The following is a 17,310-nucleotide window of genomic DNA, read 5'->3' on the forward strand; positions in this document are numbered from 1 at the left end:
AGGTTTCCACCCTATTCACAATCTCAACAACTAATTTCACTTGTTAACTATTTTATAAATTTATAATTTGGGGGTGGGGGAATTTTCGGCTGTCACGGTGGGGGAATTTTCGATTGACATTACCAAGCCTTGGTATTTTTCAGACAGCCTCTGAGGCAATGGCTGTTCAGCGCAATGCCCTCGGTGGATAAAGGCACTGAAGAAGTATGGCTATTGGCCTGTACAAGCACAGGTAAATCAATGAGTTAACCCCACTCTCCGTGGGCTGCAATCCAGCCTGTAAACCGGCAGGTTGACGGGAAGGGAGGAGTTTGCCCTTGGTCCCCCAATATTTTCACGGTAAGAAGCACGCTTGTGAACTTACGAATTTTTCTATTTATTAATATTTACCATCTGCTTATTCAATTCCATGAGCATCTGCATGACCGTATCGAATCTCTGGTTTAATTGGCCTATCTCCTGCCTGACTTGCCCGATCTGGGAATCAATCTTCTGATTTAATTGAGCACTCAAGCTATCAATCCTAGTTCCCAGGTTATCAACCCTCTGGCCTATAATATCGATCCGTTGATTGAGATACCGGGAGCTTTCCTCTTGCCGGGTTTTAACCTCATCAATGGCCGAATAAATATCGTCCAGGGTAACTCTCTTAAATACCTTGGCTGTTGTGGCTAATGGGTCATTCATCTTCGCTTTACTCTCCCTGCTCTATAAATTCAGTTAGCTCTTTTTTGAAAAGCGGCAGTTTTTGCCAATTTTGGCAGCTTTGATGTAATAATATATCGATAGTCAGAAGAGATCAAGATTAAAAATCTATCAACTTTGAGTGTATAGTTATACTGCTGGCGAGCGAAAGATGGGCGGTTGACGGTTCTTTTTATTTATTGACTTTCTTGCATCGTTTTGCCATTATGATATATAAATATGCCTGCTTTTTAGATCCGTGTCACTTATTATTAAGGATGAGGCAGGCTTACCCTTATCAAAAGGGGTAAACTATTTTTTTGTGAGTTCCCTTACTGGTAATGCAGTTATTCATGAACAAGGAACAGCAATGAAAAAAGCGGCTACTCGAACAACCAAAACTTTGTTCTCTCTGATTTCTTTCCTGGTAATCATAATAATCGTATTCTTCTCTCGATCTGTCCTGGCCAGGGTAACTGCTTCCGGTCTGGATAAAAACCCACCGGGGAAAAAGAGCGGCATTCTCTCCTCGCCAGACAAGCCAAATCAGGCGAAGGAGCATTTCCAGAAAGGGGTGGAATACACTCAGTCCAATCAAGTGGATCTGGCTATCAAGGAGTACCGCACGGCTCTGGAACTTGATCCTAATTTCATCATGGCCCATGTAAACCTGGGCATGAGCCATATTCAAAAGAAAGAGTTTGATGCTGCTGTCCGGGAATTGCATAAGGCCATCCAGATAAATCCGAAATTGACCCTGGCTCACCTCAATCTTTGGTGGGCTTACCGGCAGCAGGGGAAGTATGATGAAGGAATTGCGGAGCTGAAAAAGGTCATCGCTCTCGATCCCAATGACACGAACGCTTACCTGAACCTGGGTAACAGCTATCTGTCGGATAAAAAAATGGCACCCGAAGCCATTCAAGCCTATCTCGATGGATTAGCCAAGGGTAATGAAACGGCGGAGATTCATCAGAAGATCGGCAAGGCTTATGAGATCAACCGGCAGTTTGACAAGGCTATCGAGCACTTTCACCTGGCTATCGGAACTGACAGGAACAACCTGTACACCTATCTGTTCCTCTATGTCACTCTCGAGAAATCGAAGAGAAAACTGGAGGCTGCCGAGACACTCAGAAATGGCCTTGCTGCCTTCAAAACAAGGTCTCTCCTGGCTGATTCATCGTACACGGATATTGCTCACCTTATGGAATGTCTTCTGGGAACATACTCTGAAAAGGACCTGTTATCTATCAAAAATCCCGTTATTATCTGTCAGGTACATTACTATCTGGGAATGAGCTATTTTTTCCAGAATAAACGGAAAGAGGCTATTCAGCACTTGCAGCAGGCAATCGAGACGCAGATGAATATCATCTCGGAATATGAATATGCAAAAATAGAACTCGAACAGATTCAAGGTCAGAAGTAGCGCTGTACCCTTATTTTTCTTGCCGGAATTTGTATTCCTGAAGTAGTCCGTTTTTCCACTCCCCCTTTACTCCAGCAACAGCTCTATTTTATTGGCAGAAAAGGCTTATGCCCTCTCTGTCCTTTTCGGGCGATAGGAAAATTAAAGCAGAGCTTGACAATTCACCGGCGTTTACCATAAGATGTTCGTATAGTATCTGAAAAGGCAGGAAAAGCATCGCTACTTTGAGGTCCTTGGCCATCATGGTAATGAGCCCTGGATTTTTAAGGAGGGAAAATCGGTATGTTTGGCATCGGGACAGGAGAGCTTCTTATCATTCTCGTTATTGCTCTGGTAATTATCGGGCCGAATAAACTCCCGGAACTGGCAAGAATTCTGGGTAAGGGCCTTGCGGAATTCCGAAAGGCCGCGGATGATCTCAAAGATTCTGTAACCAGAGAAATGAAGGTCGAGGAAGAGAAGCGGAAGTTATTAGAGGTCTATAATAGTCCGAAGGTAATTGACCAGAATAGTCCAAAGACAATTGATCAGGAGAATACCGGGGATCAGGCCAAAGCCCCTGATGAAACGGCCATGCTGACCAAAACTCAAGAAGAGACAGAAACTCAACGAGAAGAGAAAGGACCTGTAGCCACGGATGCTGAAAAACCCAAAGATCTCCTTTGATGATAAGCTTCCTGTCACTCATCATCTGGCAGAGCTTCGGCAGCGGTTAATCGTTATTATTATTGTCGGGACGATTTTCTTTTCGATAGCTTATACTTTTTCAGAATATATTCTGACCTTTATCAAGAAGCCTCTTCAGGATTATTGTGAATTTATCTTTACCTCACCGACCGAAGTTTTTTATGCCCATATGAAGATGTCGTTTTTCGTGGCCCTGTTCTTATCGGCTCCCCTTATCTTTTACGAAATCTGGGCCTTTGTTGCCCCTGGACTGCACCAAAACGAAAAAAGATACACCCTGCCGATTATCCTGTTCACCTCGGTCTTTTTCATCATCGGCATTGCCTTCGGCTCTCTGGTGGTGGTACCATTCGGCGTTCGATTCCTGATGACCTACAAGGTTACACCCGATTTAATAGCCCCGAAAATCAAGATCAGTGAATACCTGAGCTTTTACAGTATGACGGTATTAATAAACGGGATTATCTTCGAGCTGCCGTTCGTTGTTTTATTCCTTACCAAGATTGGTCTGGTTAAACCGGAAATGTTGACCAAGAATCATAAATGGGCTATTCTGGTCATTTTTATCGTCTCCGCAATCTTCACTCCTCCGGATATCTTCTCCCAGTTCCTGATGGCGATTCCACTTACCATTCTGTATGAGATCAGTATCGTAGGGAGCAAGCTGGTCTACTGGAAAAAGCGCAAGACGCGCGAGGCTTAATTACACAGCGCAGGAATTACGCGACCAGTTGGCCTGGTTGCTAATTCAGGCTGAAATATAAATATAAGGAGTTGACCGATGAGTTATCAAATTACGTTAATCCCCGGAGATGGCATTGGACCGGAGATCAGCCAGGCTGCCAGAATGGTCCTGGAAGCGACCGGGGTCTCTTTTGATTGGGAAATCGCTCTGGCCGGTGCCGAGGTGATGGACCAGTATGGTACACCGCTGCCGGATGCGGTGCTGGAATCTATCCGGAAGAACAAGGTGGCCCTGAAGGGGCCGATCACTACGCCGGTGGGGAGCGGATTTCGGAGTGTCAATGTCGCCCTGCGCAAGGAATTGAATTTATATGCCTGCGTGCGTCCGTGCAAAACCTATCCGGGTGTGAGGTCCAGATATCAGGACATCGACCTGGTCATTGTCCGGGAAAACACCGAGGACTTGTATGCAGGAATCGAGTTCGAGCAGGGAAAGGAGGATACCCTCCGGCTCATTCAGTTCATCAGTCAGACCAGGGGAGTAAATGTCGGTGAGGATTCGGGCATCAGCCTCAAGAACATTTCGGTCAGGGCTACCGAGCGGATTGTTCACCATGCCTTTCGGTATGCGCGGGAAAATAACCGGCGCAAGGTTACGATTATCCATAAAGCCAACATCCTCAAATATTCGGATGGGCTTTTCCTCAAGGTCGGGCGTCAGGTAGGCGAGCAGTATCCGGACATAGAGGTGGAGGACCGGATCGTGGATAATATCTGCATGCAACTGGTTCAAAAGCCGAACCTGTATGATGTCCTTGTCCTGCCGAACCTCTATGGGGATATTATTTCTGACCTTGGAGCAGGACTTGTTGGCGGCCTGGGGGTGGCACCGGGGGCCAATATCGGGGATGGAGTGGCTGTTTTTGAACCGACTCACGGCAGTGCCCCCAAGTATAAGGGGATGAACAAGGTCAATCCCATGGCCATGATGCTTTCCGGGGTGATGATGCTGCGCTATCTGAAAGAGCAGAAGGCGGCAGACCGCCTGGAAAAGGCCATTGCCGCCGTGATCCGGAAAGGTGAGCGGGTAACCTACGATCTCTTACCCGATCTGGATATAACCAGGGCAGCCTCGACCACGGAAGTAGCCGAGGCGGTAATCGAGGAGTTGTCCTCGAACACCTGAACCATCAATACAATATGGAAACAAGGGAAAAAACGATGCCACGAGAAAAGATTTCTATCATCGGTGCAGGTCATGTAGGTGCCACGACGGCATATCTGTGCAGCCTGGAGGAACTTGGCGAGGTGAGCCTGGTCGATATCATTGAGGGCCTGCCTCAAGGGAAAGCCCTGGATATTGAGCAGTCCCTGGCGGTCCTGCAACGGGATGCCACCATCAGCGGAACAACTGATTTTTCCCGGATAGCTGGCTCCCGGGTTGTAGTCATTACGGCCGGTCTTGCCCGAAAACCCGGCATGAGCCGTGATGACCTGCTCAGAATCAATGGCGAAATCGTCCGGGGAGTCGCCGAGAAAATCGCCGCCTATGCTCCTGAGGCTATTATTATCAATGTCACCAATCCGATGGATGTCATGACCTATCTGGTGCAAAACGTGAGCCGGATCCCGCCGGACCGGGTTCTTGGCATGGGAGGCGTTCTGGACAGCGGCCGGTTTGCAGCCGCCATCGCCGGGAAAACCGGAGTATCGACAAGCCAGATCTATGCCCTGGTCATCGGCATGCATGGAGATTTGATGATCCCGCTGCCCCGCTATTCTACCGTTTACGGCCAGCCGCTCACCAGTCTGCTTTCTCGGCAGGAGATTGAAGAACTGGTCAGCCAGACGGTTAACGGCGGGGCCAGGATTGTCAAGCTTCTTCAGAGCGGCAGCGCCTACTTTGCGCCGGCAGCCGCGATCGTGGAGATGCTGAGGTGCATCCTGCAGGGAAGAAATAAAGTCCTCCCCTGCGCAGCCTGCCTCGATGGTGAATATGGGCAGAGGGACATTTACCTGGGGGTTCCGGTACGGCTGGGTTATCAGGGGCTTGAAAAGATCGTGGAGATAGAGCTCGACCCTTCTGAAAAGGCAGCCTTTGAGAAATCCGCCGAATCAATAAGAGGAATGATCCAGGTCCTGAGAGGTGCGAATATTCTTTCCCGATAGCAATATCGAGCAATCCGAGAACACCGGAAATAAAACCACAAGGAGGAGTGATGGAAAAGACACTGATTATGGTTAAACCTGATGCAGTAATTAAAGGCTCTATCGGCAAGGTCCTGACCCATTTTGAAGACAAGGGATTGAAAATTATCGCCGCCAGGATGGTGCACCTGAGCAGGGAAGAGGCAAAAAAGTTCTATTATGTCCATCGTGAACGTCCTTTTTATGAATCTCTGACCGATTTTATGTCCTCAGCTCCGATTATGGCCGTGGTTCTGGAAGGGGAGAATGCCATCAGCCGTGTTCGGGAAATCATGGGGGCAACCAATCCCAAGGATGCCAAACCCGGTACTATCCGCAGCAGCCTGGCGGAAAATGTGGAGCGAAATGCAGTCCACGGGTCAGACTCTCCGGAGTCGGCAGCATATGAAATTCCCTTCTTCTTCAACCAACTGGAGTTATGTTCTTATTGAGCCATGTTCCTATTCGTCATGAAGAGGGTACGTAAAGAGGCGAAAAGATGAGAAAGGGAATATTTCTCGTATTCATACTCGCGGTGCTCATCACCCTGTATGAGATAGCCGACTTTGCCACTCATGGGAATATCGTCGGCTTTCTTATCAACAGGGGTTCGGTCTCCCGGACGAAATCCGACTTTACCCCCAGGTATCTCGGCCTGTGGACAAAAGATGGCACACAGATCCCGAAGTGCCAGAGAATACAGAGAGTGCAGGGGGAGAATGCCTTTGAATTCAGTGGCCTGGACCCTGCTCCGATTGTCAGGCAGGGTCTGGGATTCGTCTATTTCAAGGGAGATGAGAGCACTATCGACGAGCTTACCCTGACCCGCCTGGAGTGGTCGGAAGCCCGGCAATCATTCATGGCTGAAAAGAGTATTCCCTTCCACATCGCCCCCAACTACCGGGGAAAGCCCCGCATGTTCGAGATTGTCATTGATCCTCCTCTGGAAAGCGGATACTATGCTTTCAATTACGAACAGAATCCTGCTGTTATCTACAATTTCATTATCATTGACGATGTGCAGGATGCTCAGTACGGCAAGGCTGCGGAAACCTGTGAAAAATTCTGGAAATACCTGATGGCTGAAAAGCATGCCAGGCTGTCCGGTTTGTTGAGCAGTGACCTGTCGAGAAGGCTTGGCACCGAGGGAGAATTCAAGAGGTTCAGAAGCGGATTTCTGGATGAGATACTGAGCAGGATCAAAGCACGGTGCAGACCGAAGGACCCATTCGCTGTCTATGCATCCTCACACGACCGGGAAGATTTGGAATATTCCCCTGCCCTGCGGCTGGATCGGATACGGCCCCTCGATGTCCTCCGCGGAAGGATCGTCATCCCCTATGAGGTCAGGGTCAGTGCCGATAAGCTCCCTCCCCGGATAGTGGAGATGGAATTTGAGGTGATGGGCGGGAAGATAAGCAATTATAGTCTTCCAAGTTTGGGTTTTTTTACCACCGAGGGGCATTGCGCTGAACAGCCATTGCCTCATGGTTCACACATTGATCTATGTATGGCTCTTTGTGTTTCAATATGGCCCATACCACTTCCAAAATCTTATGCCCCACTGCTACTATGGTTCGCTTGTGTCCCCGTCTTATCACAAGCCCGGCTCCTTATCACCCTCTATGAGGGCCTCGATCATTTTCCGAATACCGCCAGCAGGTCATTTTACCGTACGTTTCTGCACCGTGATTTTCTCTTGCGGGGAAATTTCTTCTTGTGGTAAGATTAGGCTTATGCGGACGGGTGTTGCACTCAAGGTATAGTTATGGTGCAAGGTTAGAATGAGATGACAGATAACAAAGCTCAATGGAGAAGCAGATAACGAGTGGACAAAGAAAAAGGGAAAGATGCAATTCACCCAGAGATCGAGATCCTCAAAAAGGCAATTTTTCGTATCCAGACAAAACTGAGGGATTACGAAACCAGATACGGCCCCTCGATAGAGACTCCCTTTATGGTAAAGTTGATGACATGGAGCTTTTGGAATGGGAAGGAGAACTTGAGACGCTGAAAAGATTAAAGGAAAAATGGAAGTCTCTCGAGGAAATAACTTTTGAGTATGGATGAGTATGTCTTTAAAGTATACCTGGTGCAGGGGAGAGAGTGGTTAGATGGTGAATTTAAAAAAAGTCTTAACCTTTATTCTGGCTGGAGGCGCGGGGAAGCGGCTTTACCCGTTAACCAGAGATCGGGCCAAGCCGGCAGTCCCTTTTGGAGGCATTTACCGGATCATCGACATTGTGCTGAGTAATTGCGTCAACTCCAATATCCGCCGCATTTATATCTTGCCCCAGTATAAATATGAATCCCTTGAGCGCCACCTTCGGCTGGGCTGGAATATCTTTTCGCCGGAGCTTGGAGAATTCATCATCTCGATCCCTCCGCAGATGAGAATCGATGAAAACTGGTATCAGGGCACAGCCAATGCCATCTTTCAGAACCTCTATACTCTCAACGAAGAAAATCCCGAGTATATCCTCATCCTTTCCGGTGATCACATTTATAAGATGAACTATGCGGAAATGATTCAATACCACATCGACAAAAAGGCAGATATCACCGTGGCCGCCATTGAGGTTGAAAAACAGCAGGCTGCCCTGCAACTGGGAATCGTCGAGATTGACGAGAATAACAAGATTATCGGCTTTGAGGAAAAGCCCCGTGATCCCAAAACGCTGCCTCATGACCCCAGCCTGTGCTTTGCTTCCATGGGAGTGTACGTATTCACGACCAACGTGCTTCGCGAGGTCCTGAAAGAAGATGCCTGGAGGGAATCCGAACACGATTTTGGCAAGAACATTATTCCCATGTCCATTCCCAATCATCAGGTGGTTGCGTATAATTTCAAGGACGAAAATAAAAAACATGCCAAATACTGGCGGGATGTCGGGACCATCGAGGCTTACTGGGAAGCCAATATGGACCTGGTGTCCGTAAATCCGCTGTTTAACCTGTATGACCGGGAATGGCCTATGCGGACACACCATATCCAGGCACCTCCTGCCAAAACCGTGTTTGCGGAAGAATTCGGCGATGGGGAACGGCATGAGCCCCGCTTCGGGGTAGCTGTTGATTCGCTCATTTCTGAAGGGTGCATATTAAGTGGCGGACGGGTTCAGAATTCGGTGCTGTCACCGAATGTCTATATCCATAGCTACTCGTATATCTATCGATCGGTGCTGATGGAAGGGGTTGAGGTCGGCAGGTACTCCCGGATTCGAAATGCCATCATTGATAAGGGGGTTATCATTCCCCCCAATACCACCATCGGCTACAACCTGGAAGAGGATGCAAAGAAATACACGGTCAGCGGTTCAGGGATCGTGGTTGTTCCCAAGAAAATGGAAATCTAGCACTCTTATTCCGCTACTCCGCAGTCATCCCTCTCATGGTAGTCCTCTTGCCTTCACGGCGGTCATGATTAGTTGACAGAGGCAAAAAACAGGGTAAACTTTATCTTATTTTACCGGGAAACAGGAACGGAATTCACTGGTGACACGCAATCTTGGTGATTATGGTGATTATGGAGATATGATAGAAAGAGTAAAAAAGTTTTCGGTTCGGGTCTTGGCATCGGTCGGGATTTTGTTTTCTCCTGTCCTGGTCCGGGAGGCAGCGGCTTATATCGGTCCGGGAGCGGGAATCGCTTTCTTCAGCTCATTTTTCATTCTCCTGGCAACGTTTTCTCTCGCCCTGCTCGTCATTCTCTTCTGGCCGATCCGGATGATCGTTCATGGGGTCAGGCATCGCTTCAAATACCGGAAATATTTTGACCAGAAGTCTCACCGCACGACCCAAAGGGTGGTTATCCTGGGTCTTGACGGAATGGACCCCGGGTTGACGGAAAAATTCATGCAGCAGGGGCTTTTGCCAAACTTTTCCGCACTGAAGGAAGAGGGCAGCTATACCCGCCTCCAGACCACCTGTCCGGCTATTTCTCCGGTGGCCTGGTCCACCTTTGCCACCGGCATGACACCGGCCAGGCATGCTATTTTTGACTTTTTCACCCGCGATCCATCGACCTATCTGCCGGTCCTCTCTTCGGTAGATATTCGCAAATCCGAAGGCAGGTTCACGGGGCCGAAGATCAAATCTCTCAAAAAGGGGCGGGCTTTCTGGGAAATCCTGGGAGATGTCGGCATTTCCAGCTCCATTATCCGGGTGCCGGTCACCTTTCCGCCGGTAAAATTCAACGGCAGGCTCCTGTCTGCCATGTGCGTTCCAGACCTTAAGGGAACTCAGGGGACTTTCTCCTTCTATACCACCCGTGATGACCGGCTGGAAAAGCGAACCGGGGGGGCATGTTTCAAAGTGGCAAAATCCAATGGTAAAATTTCCTCCTTCCTTTATGGGCCGGAGGATCCTTATAAGCAGGGCGCTCCGGAAAGCCAACTGCCCTTTGAGGTGATCCTGCCTCCGGGAGGCGGCGATGCGGAGCTGAGGGTTGCAGACCAGAAGTTTGCGCTCAAACAAAGAGAGTTTACTCCCTGGGTCCGGCTTCCTTTTCCCATCGGCAAGAAAAAAATCTATGGCCTGTGCCGGTTTATGCTTCTGGAAGCGGTGCCTGATTTTGAGCTGTACGTCACGCCGATCAATATCGATCCGGAAAGCCCCATCCTGCCGATTTCACACCCCTTTGTCTACGCCATGTATCTTGCCCGGCTCATGAACAGTTATGCCACTCTGGGCCTGGCGGAAGACACCTGGGCTTTGAACGAGCGGGTCCTTGACGAGCAGGGTTTTCTGGACCAGACCTACGCGAATCACCGGGAGCGGGAAACGATGTTTTTCCATGAGCTGGACAAAGTGCGAAAAGGCGTTTGTGCCTGTGTCTTTGACACCACAGACCGGATTCAGCACATGTTCTGGCGGTATCTGGAAAAAGACCATCCTGCCCACCGGGCTGCCGGAAATCCGGGATATGAAAAAACCATCGAGGAATTATATAAAAACATGGACGACCTGCTGGGCCGGGTGCGCCGGAAAATCGATGGCAATACCCTGCTGATGGTGATGTCCGACCACGGATTCAAATCCTTCCGCCGGTGCGTTAATCTGAACTCCTGGCTCTACCTGAACCATTACCTGGCTCTGAAGGAAGGAGCCAAAGAGAGCGGTGAATGGTTTGCCCAGGTGGACTGGTCAAAAACGCGGGCCTATGCACTGGGGCTTGGAGGAGTTTTTATCAACCTCAAGGGGAGGGAATCACAGGGTATTGTTCAGCCGGGGACGGAGTTCAGGCAGCTCAAAGATGAGCTTTCAACCAGGCTGAGCGGCCTGAAAGATACTGCCCAGGGGATGGTGGCCGTTAACGAGGTCTATGACTGCCAGCGCATCTATCATGGCCCCTATACTGACAATGGACCGGATCTGGTCATCGGCTACGCACAGGGGTATCGGATATCCTGGGACTCGGTGGTGGGCAAAGTCAATGACCTGGTCTTTGAAGATAATCTCAAGAGCTGGAGCGGTGATCACTGCATCGACCCCAAGGAAGTTCCGGGGGTTTTATTCACTAACCGCAAGAACACGGCCAGATCTGCCGGTATGGTTGACATTGCACCGACTATCCTGCGGGAATTCAACCTGCACGTCCCCCCGTCTATGGAAGGAAAGCCGCTCTTTGATTGAAATTGAAGGAGAATTAAGGAGAATTATGGAAAGGAATATCGTGATTAGCAAGCAAAGAAAATATGCCTCCATATGCGGCCTGCTGAGATTCATCGTGCTGGAGGGAGTGCTCCTCCTCGCTTTCTGCTCCTGCATCGGTTTGGCCGAGGCAGGCTCGAAGAAGATGATCGTTCTGGGATTTGACGGCATGGATCCGCAATTACTGCAAAAATATATGGATGCGGGAAAGCTTCCCAACTTCAGGAAACTGGCTGAAACCGGGGACTTTAAGCCCCTTTCGACCACCATTCCGCCGCAGAGCCCGGTGGCCTGGGCCACCTTCATCACTGGCCAGGATCCAGGCGGCACCAATATTTATGACTTCATCGCCCGTGATCCCAATACCTACCTGCCGTACCTTTCCATCGGCGAAATCTGCCCTCCCAAAAAGGAGGTAAAGATCCCTCTTTTGAAATGGGTTGTGCCCATTTCCAAAGTCGAAGCAAAACTCTACCGCAAGGGCAAAACCTTCTGGGAATACCTGGATGAGGTTTCCGTTCCATCCACGATCCTTCAGGTCCCCTCCAATTTTCCGCCGGTGCAGCACAAGGGGAAATCCTTGAGCGGGATGGGCACTCCGGATATCATCGGTACCTACGGAACCTTTCAGTTCTTTACCTCAAAGCCCGGAGAGGGCGGAGCGGAACAGGGCGGGCGGGTCTACCAGGTAGTAGTCAAAAACAACGTCATAGAAACCGAGATCCAGGGCCCGGTCAATACCTTCAAGGAAGAGCGCCCGATATCCACAATACCCTTAACCATTAAGCTCGATCCTAAAAACCCGATAGCCCGGCTGAAGTTTGACGACCAGGATATTATCCTGAAACAGGGTGCATGGACCGGATGGCTCCCCTTTACCTTTAAAATGAGTTTTTCCAGGGCCTGCGGGATCGGAAGGTTTTACCTTAAGCAGGTGCGGCCTGAGTTTCAGCTCTACTTAAGCCCCATCAACGTTGACCCCCGCCAGCCTCCGTTTGACATTTCCTGCCCACAAGAGTATGCCAAAGAGCTGGCGGAGCGGATCGGCCTGTTCCATACTCAGGGAATACCGGAAGATACCTGGGCCTTGAACGAAGGACGGCTGAATGAAGAAGAGTTCCTGGCACAGAGTGAAGTATCACAGCAGGAGCGGCTGAGAATGTACCGGCTTGAGCTGGCCAACCTGAAAAAGCAGAAAACCGGACTGCTCTTTTGCTATTTCTCGGCCACTGATACGATCCAGCACATGTTCACCGGCTATATGGACCCTCAATTCCCCGGCTATACCGAAGAAAAAAATAAAAAGTATGGCCAGGTTATTCCCGATCTGTATCAGAAAATGGACCAGATTGTGGCTGAAACCCTGAAGCGGATGGATCCGGGAACTACCCTGCTTATTCTTTCCGATCATGGCTTCGCTACCTACAGCCGATATTTTAATCTGAATACCTGGCTGCATCAGCAGGGCTATATGAAATTTATCGATGAATTCCAGAGAGTAAGCGGTGAGTTCTTTGAAAATGTGGACTGGAAACGCACCAGGGCTTATGCCATGGGCCTGAACGCCCTCTATATCAACCTGAAGGGGAGGGAGGTCCAGGGGATTGTCAATCCGGCTCAAAAAACCGCCCTGCTGGAAGAGATTCGAAAAGGATTATTGAATTACCGGGATCCTGAAAACGGCCAGCAGGTCATCAGCCATGTGGATATACCGGAGAAAGCCTACCGGGGGAAATACCGCAATAGTGCCCCTGACCTGATCATCGGCTATAACCGGGGATACCGGGCCTCCTGGTGGACAGCCCTGGGACAGGCTCCGGAAGATATCATGGGGGACAATACCACCAAGTGGAGCGGCGATCACTGCATTGCCGGACAACTGGTTCCGGGTATCGTGCTGGCCAATAAGAAAATCAAAGTCAATGATCCGGCCATCATCGACCTGGCACCCACGATCCTGAACGAGTTCAAGGTGGGCAAAAAACCGGAGATGACCGGACGGGTGATATTTTAGGGGGGGATAATGGGGCTGGGGGCCAGCGCCCAGTGCCAAGTGGGTAGATCGGATATCTTGGTGGCAGGTATCCGAAAGATAAAGTATAAGATATTGTATAGCAATAGCAGGGCATTCTCAGGCCTAATGAGCACAGGAGTAAGGGAGCAGGAGAATATGCGCTTTCTCAATCCCAAGACGGATTTTGCCTTCAAGAAGATATTCGGCAGCAGGCAGAGTAAGGATATTCTGATTTCCTTTATCAATGCCATGCTGCGCTTCAGCCCTGAGCATGAGATTATCAACCTGACGATTATTGACCCTTATCAGGCACCACAGATCAAGGGAATGAAGGATACCTGCCTGGATGTCAAGGCCAGAAGCAAAGACGGCAGAGAGATTATCATCGAGATGCAGGTATTGAATGTGGCTGGCTTTGAGAAGAGGATTCTCTACAATGCAGCCAAATCCTATTCCAACCAACTGGATGAGGGAGACGATTACCCCAAGCTCAATCCGGTCATAGCCCTTACCATTACTGACTTTATCATGTTCGATGAGCCGAAGATCATCAGTAAATTCTGCCTCACGGAAAAGGATGATTTTTTCCCCTGTCTCAATTCCGATCTTGAGCTGGTATTCGTTGAGCTGCCAAAGTTTGATAAGACCGAAGAGCAGTTAGCCGATATCACCGACAAATGGCTATATTTCCTGAAGCATGCGCGCTCACTGGATATTGTCCCGCATACCCTGAAAGTCGAGAAGCCCATATCCAAAGCCTTCAAGATAGCCAATAAGGCCAACCTGACCCGTGAGGAACTTGATGATCAGGAACGGCGGGAGATGTTCATCCAGGACCAGCGGGGAGCAATTGCCAAAGCGGATGAACAGGGATTTAAGCGGGGACTCCTTGAAGCTATCTCCCTGGGGTTGGAGCTCAAGTTTGGCAGGGAATGCCTGCAACTTTATGATCGGATCAGCAGGATGGATTCAGTTGAACAGTTAGAAAAGATTAATGAAGCGATAAGAACAGCATCAAGCTGTAAGGAAATAGAGAATTTAATCTTAAGGTAACGGAGACTCCACAAGGGACTTGGCATTCCGTAGAAATCCTGAGACTCGGTAAGATCAGTTAAGTGCAACAAAGGCCGAGCCGGGCAAGGGAGAAAGCAAATTGCCTATAGATACGGAGATAAACCTTATCGTCAATACAATTATCGAGAGACTATCTCCTGAAAAAATCGTACTTTTTGGTTCTTATGCCTATGGACAACCTACTCAGGATAGTGATCTTGACATTCTTGTAGTAGTTCAAAAGCATGATCAGCCAAGGTATAAGAGGGCACGGGAAATCAGAAAGTGTTTATGGGGTAAGGTTTCGGTTCCAAAGGATATATTAATCTATACGGTTGATGAGATACGGGAATGGGAAAATGTAAAACAGGCCTTTATAACCTCGATCTTGGAGCGAGGAAAGGTGCTGTATGAAAAAAAGGGCTGACCTGGTAAAAGAATGGTTCACCAAGGCTGACCATGATTTAATAGCAGCAGGATCACTGCTCAAAGCAGAAGAACCATTAAACGATGTAATTGCATTTCATTGCCAGCAGGCAGTTGAAAAGTATCTTAAAGGATACATGATACATCTTGGTTTGGCATTTACCAAAACTCATGAAATAGGAGGTCTTATAGCCGTAATAGAGGGAAAAGACCCTGAGATTACATACCTTAAAGAGGGGGCTGATGCACTTACTGATTATGCTGTTGAGATAAGATATCCGGAAAGTCACCTCACACCCTCTCAGGAGGAAATTAAGGCTGCTATTGAAATTGTACAAGAAGTTCAAGCTTATGTGAGAAGTAAGATAAGCGAGGCAAAAAGCTGAAGAGGTGTTCGCTATGTTTGGAAGCAAGGTAAAAATCGATAAGGACTTGTTAAAACGCGCCGAAGAATATGCCAGCCGCAAAGGTTATCCTTCAGTAGAAGAATTCATCAGTCATGTGCTGGAAAAGGAAATGCGGGCGGAAGATGAATCCTCCGAATCGCAGGAAGAATTGAAGAAAAAATTACAGGGATTAGGCTATATTTCCTGATAGCAGGCTTTATCGCTACGCTCGTGTAGAGAGTAATGTTAGCAAGAAAGGCAGAATTAATGCCTAAAGAAGATCAGTTAGGTAATAAATGCTTTCTCGCTTTACCATTTACCCAGAACTTTGTTCCCGTGCGAGAGGCTATTATTGCAGGTGCAAAGCAAGCCGGGTTTCAGGTTGTATCTCTCGATCAAGGTCCCGTTTTACCAAGCGGTACCATTCGAGAAGCAATTATCGGCGAACTCACGCAGGCTGATTGCATTATTGCTGACATAACGGATCGCAATCCCAATATTTTTTTTGAATTAGGTCTGGCACAGGCAATGGGCAAGGGATTGCTTCTTATATCTCGAGAAAAGAACTTCAATGATATACCATTCGATCTTCGAGAATTCCGGGTAATTATTTATAGTTATGATTCAGTAAGCCTTGACAGTCTATCAAAAAAAATTAGCCTTTCTCTTCGCGAATACCGTCGCTTTCCTCGCCCTTCCATTATTTATCCTGGGTTTTCATATTCATCGCCATTCTTCATTGAGTGGGAGCTGTTGAGCGAAAGAGAGGTGGAGAACCTTTGTCGTGAGCTATTGGCACAAATGGGATTTCAGCGACTTGAATGGGGTAAAATTTCACCGGAAGTTGATTTGGTTGCGGAAATTCCAAAAAAAGATCCTGATGGCTATGAATATCGAGAGCTCTGGCTAATTTCAATGGGACTTCACGCGCCAGTTGAAATTTTGCTGGAGATAATTACTCATGATCCTGATTTTCTTATTCATCGTGTAAAAAAATATTCAGAGCAATTTGATAAATATTTTAGCAAAGCCATTGAAGCCCCAGTTACGTTCCTCTTTATCACTTACCGCAAGGATTCGAAGCTAGAGGAATTTAAAGAACTTCGTGAGCGCCTTGAGAAACGCCGTCAAAAAGGGCTGCCTGGACACAACCTCCGTATTCGGGTTTGGGACCAGGAATACCTTACTTCTCTCATCCATCGATTTCCACAAATCGGGTATAAATACTTCTCCGACCAGGGAAGAATTCGTTCTAAAACGAGAAAGTCCTATGAGGAATTATACAAAGAGAATTCTAACTTATTGGCTAATCAAACAAAACTTATTACTGACCTTGAAGGAGAGAAAAACAGGAGAATACGTGCTGAAAGGGATGCGGTCTGGAAGGATATCTCCTTTTCCGCAGCCCATAAAATCGGTAATCCTATCTTTGCTATAGAAACTGATCTCGATCCATTAGTTAAAAGGATTCGAGAGCAAAGAATTGATGAGGTGGAAGAAGTTGTAAAAAATATTCATTCCTCAGTCGAAAAGGCAAAAGCATTCGTTGAGCAGTTCAAATCCTTAGCACGTGCTCAAGAAATCAAACCAATTTCTACTCTTTTATATCCTATCCTCGAAGATGCATGTCGTTCTCTCTGTAGCAAAGATATCTCGTGCAAAATAGAATGCTCACCAGAATTGGCTGTCCTGGCAGACCCTGAGAGATTGGCCGAATGCTTCGATGAATTGGTTGCGAATGCGGCACATTGGTTTGATAAGCCAGAAAAAAAGATTGAAATAAAGACTGTTTATCCAGTTCCAGAACCGTTGCCGAGTTTTGTTGATTCCAGTAAGATATACGTTTTAGTCCATGTAAAAGACAATGGCTGCGGGATTCCAATTCTTAACAAACAAAAAATCTTTGATGCCTTCTTTACTACCTATGACCATGGTACAGGCCTGGGTTTAGCTTTGGTGCGACGTATCATTGATGGACATGGAGGCGGGATCATTGAAACTGGCATTCCTAATCAGGGAGCTGATTTTGAGGTTTACCTTCCTCTTCCTGATCAGAAGAATAATGAGAGCAAATCTTCTTTGAATATTTGAAAAGGAGAAAAAAA

The 17,310-nt window shown here is 48.0% G+C and carries 17 protein-coding genes; 16 read left to right on the forward strand and 1 reads right to left on the reverse strand.

Annotated features, from left to right (window positions below):
* Positions 1-372: 372 nt before the first annotated feature.
* A complete protein-coding gene (locus tag AB1611_01235; GenBank protein MEW6378207.1) occupies positions 373-687 on the reverse strand; it encodes a hypothetical protein in 315 nt (104 codons plus the stop codon).
* Positions 688-1,054: 367 nt separating this feature from the next.
* Here AB1611_01235 and AB1611_01240 point away from each other — a divergent pair, with 367 nt between their 5' ends.
* From AB1611_01240 to AB1611_01315, 16 genes are all read left to right on the forward strand, one after another.
* Positions 1,055-2,116: a tetratricopeptide repeat protein gene (locus AB1611_01240; GenBank protein MEW6378208.1), complete on the forward strand. Its 1,062-nt coding sequence runs from the start codon at positions 1,055-1,057 to the stop codon at positions 2,114-2,116.
* Between the two features lie 282 nt (positions 2,117-2,398).
* Positions 2,399-2,782 (forward strand): Sec-independent protein translocase protein TatB, encoded by a 384-nt coding sequence (gene tatB / locus AB1611_01245; GenBank protein ID MEW6378209.1) that lies wholly within the window; start codon positions 2,399-2,401, stop codon positions 2,780-2,782.
* Positions 2,754-3,506 (forward strand): twin-arginine translocase subunit TatC, encoded by a 753-nt coding sequence (gene tatC, locus AB1611_01250; GenBank protein MEW6378210.1) that lies wholly within the window; start codon positions 2,754-2,756, stop codon positions 3,504-3,506. The genes tatB and tatC overlap by 29 nt, the downstream gene beginning before the upstream one ends.
* Before the next feature lie 78 nt (positions 3,507-3,584).
* Entirely contained in the window at positions 3,585-4,673 is a 1,089-nt protein-coding gene (locus tag AB1611_01255) for an isocitrate/isopropylmalate dehydrogenase family protein (GenBank protein ID MEW6378211.1), read from the forward strand.
* Between the two features lie 35 nt (positions 4,674-4,708).
* Positions 4,709-5,656, forward strand: a complete 948-nt coding sequence (gene mdh, locus AB1611_01260) for a malate dehydrogenase (GenBank protein MEW6378212.1) — start codon at positions 4,709-4,711, stop codon at positions 5,654-5,656.
* 50 nt (positions 5,657-5,706) lie between these two features.
* Positions 5,707-6,126, forward strand: a complete 420-nt coding sequence (gene ndk, locus AB1611_01265; protein MEW6378213.1) for a nucleoside-diphosphate kinase — start codon at positions 5,707-5,709, stop codon at positions 6,124-6,126.
* A gap of 47 nt (positions 6,127-6,173) precedes the next feature.
* Positions 6,174-7,400, forward strand: a complete 1,227-nt coding sequence (locus tag AB1611_01270; GenBank protein ID MEW6378214.1) for a hypothetical protein — start codon at positions 6,174-6,176, stop codon at positions 7,398-7,400.
* A gap of 83 nt (positions 7,401-7,483) precedes the next feature.
* Entirely contained in the window at positions 7,484-7,744 is a 261-nt protein-coding gene (locus tag AB1611_01275; protein ID MEW6378215.1) for a hypothetical protein, read from the forward strand.
* A gap of 44 nt (positions 7,745-7,788) precedes the next feature.
* Complete coding sequence (gene glgC / locus AB1611_01280) at positions 7,789-9,030, forward strand: glucose-1-phosphate adenylyltransferase (GenBank protein MEW6378216.1); 1,242 nt, start codon at positions 7,789-7,791, stop codon at positions 9,028-9,030.
* A 178-nt stretch (positions 9,031-9,208) separates the two neighbouring features.
* Positions 9,209-11,308, forward strand: a complete 2,100-nt coding sequence (locus tag AB1611_01285; GenBank protein ID MEW6378217.1) for an alkaline phosphatase family protein — start codon at positions 9,209-9,211, stop codon at positions 11,306-11,308.
* A 25-nt stretch (positions 11,309-11,333) separates the two neighbouring features.
* Positions 11,334-13,340, forward strand: a complete 2,007-nt coding sequence (locus AB1611_01290) for an alkaline phosphatase family protein (protein MEW6378218.1) — start codon at positions 11,334-11,336, stop codon at positions 13,338-13,340.
* A gap of 126 nt (positions 13,341-13,466) precedes the next feature.
* On the forward strand, positions 13,467-14,393 hold the full coding sequence (locus AB1611_01295) for an Rpn family recombination-promoting nuclease/putative transposase (protein ID MEW6378219.1): 927 nt from the start codon (positions 13,467-13,469) through the stop codon (positions 14,391-14,393).
* Between the two features lie 100 nt (positions 14,394-14,493).
* Complete coding sequence (locus tag AB1611_01300; GenBank protein ID MEW6378220.1) at positions 14,494-14,820, forward strand: nucleotidyltransferase domain-containing protein; 327 nt, start codon at positions 14,494-14,496, stop codon at positions 14,818-14,820.
* Positions 14,804-15,205 (forward strand): HEPN domain-containing protein, encoded by a 402-nt coding sequence (locus AB1611_01305; GenBank protein ID MEW6378221.1) that lies wholly within the window; start codon positions 14,804-14,806, stop codon positions 15,203-15,205. Before AB1611_01300 ends, AB1611_01305 begins: the two co-directional genes overlap by 17 nt.
* Before the next feature lie 13 nt (positions 15,206-15,218).
* Complete coding sequence (locus tag AB1611_01310; GenBank protein ID MEW6378222.1) at positions 15,219-15,413, forward strand: hypothetical protein; 195 nt, start codon at positions 15,219-15,221, stop codon at positions 15,411-15,413.
* A gap of 59 nt (positions 15,414-15,472) precedes the next feature.
* On the forward strand, positions 15,473-17,296 hold the full coding sequence (locus tag AB1611_01315) for an ATP-binding protein (protein MEW6378223.1): 1,824 nt from the start codon (positions 15,473-15,475) through the stop codon (positions 17,294-17,296).
* The last annotated feature ends 14 nt before the right edge of the window (positions 17,297-17,310 follow it).

It is taken from the genome of bacterium, assembly GCA_040755755.1.
In the GTDB taxonomy this organism is placed as follows: domain Bacteria; phylum SZUA-182; class SZUA-182; order DTGQ01; family DTGQ01; genus DTGQ01.

What these genes read in the sequence shown, in the direction of transcription:
- AB1611_01235 (MEW6378207.1), bottom strand. Translation starts at nt 687, where the DNA reads ATGAATGACCCATTAGCCACAACAGCCAAGGTATTTAAGAGAGTTACC.
- AB1611_01240 (MEW6378208.1), top strand. Translation starts at nt 1,055, where the DNA reads ATGAAAAAAGCGGCTACTCGAACAACCAAAACTTTGTTCTCTCTGATT.
- tatB (MEW6378209.1), top strand. Translation starts at nt 2,399, where the DNA reads ATGTTTGGCATCGGGACAGGAGAGCTTCTTATCATTCTCGTTATTGCT.
- tatC (MEW6378210.1), top strand. Translation starts at nt 2,754, where the DNA reads ATGCTGAAAAACCCAAAGATCTCCTTTGATGATAAGCTTCCTGTCACT.
- AB1611_01255 (MEW6378211.1), top strand. Translation starts at nt 3,585, where the DNA reads ATGAGTTATCAAATTACGTTAATCCCCGGAGATGGCATTGGACCGGAG.
- mdh (MEW6378212.1), top strand. Translation starts at nt 4,709, where the DNA reads ATGCCACGAGAAAAGATTTCTATCATCGGTGCAGGTCATGTAGGTGCC.
- ndk (MEW6378213.1), top strand. Translation starts at nt 5,707, where the DNA reads ATGGAAAAGACACTGATTATGGTTAAACCTGATGCAGTAATTAAAGGC.
- AB1611_01270 (MEW6378214.1), top strand. Translation starts at nt 6,174, where the DNA reads ATGAGAAAGGGAATATTTCTCGTATTCATACTCGCGGTGCTCATCACC.
- AB1611_01275 (MEW6378215.1), top strand. Translation starts at nt 7,484, where the DNA reads ATGGAGAAGCAGATAACGAGTGGACAAAGAAAAAGGGAAAGATGCAAT.
- glgC (MEW6378216.1), top strand. Translation starts at nt 7,789, where the DNA reads ATGGTGAATTTAAAAAAAGTCTTAACCTTTATTCTGGCTGGAGGCGCG.
- AB1611_01285 (MEW6378217.1), top strand. Translation starts at nt 9,209, where the DNA reads ATGATAGAAAGAGTAAAAAAGTTTTCGGTTCGGGTCTTGGCATCGGTC.
- AB1611_01290 (MEW6378218.1), top strand. Translation starts at nt 11,334, where the DNA reads ATGGAAAGGAATATCGTGATTAGCAAGCAAAGAAAATATGCCTCCATA.
- AB1611_01295 (MEW6378219.1), top strand. Translation starts at nt 13,467, where the DNA reads ATGAGCACAGGAGTAAGGGAGCAGGAGAATATGCGCTTTCTCAATCCC.
- AB1611_01305 (MEW6378221.1), top strand. Translation starts at nt 14,804, where the DNA reads ATGAAAAAAAGGGCTGACCTGGTAAAAGAATGGTTCACCAAGGCTGAC.
- AB1611_01310 (MEW6378222.1), top strand. Translation starts at nt 15,219, where the DNA reads ATGTTTGGAAGCAAGGTAAAAATCGATAAGGACTTGTTAAAACGCGCC.
- AB1611_01315 (MEW6378223.1), top strand. Translation starts at nt 15,473, where the DNA reads ATGCCTAAAGAAGATCAGTTAGGTAATAAATGCTTTCTCGCTTTACCA.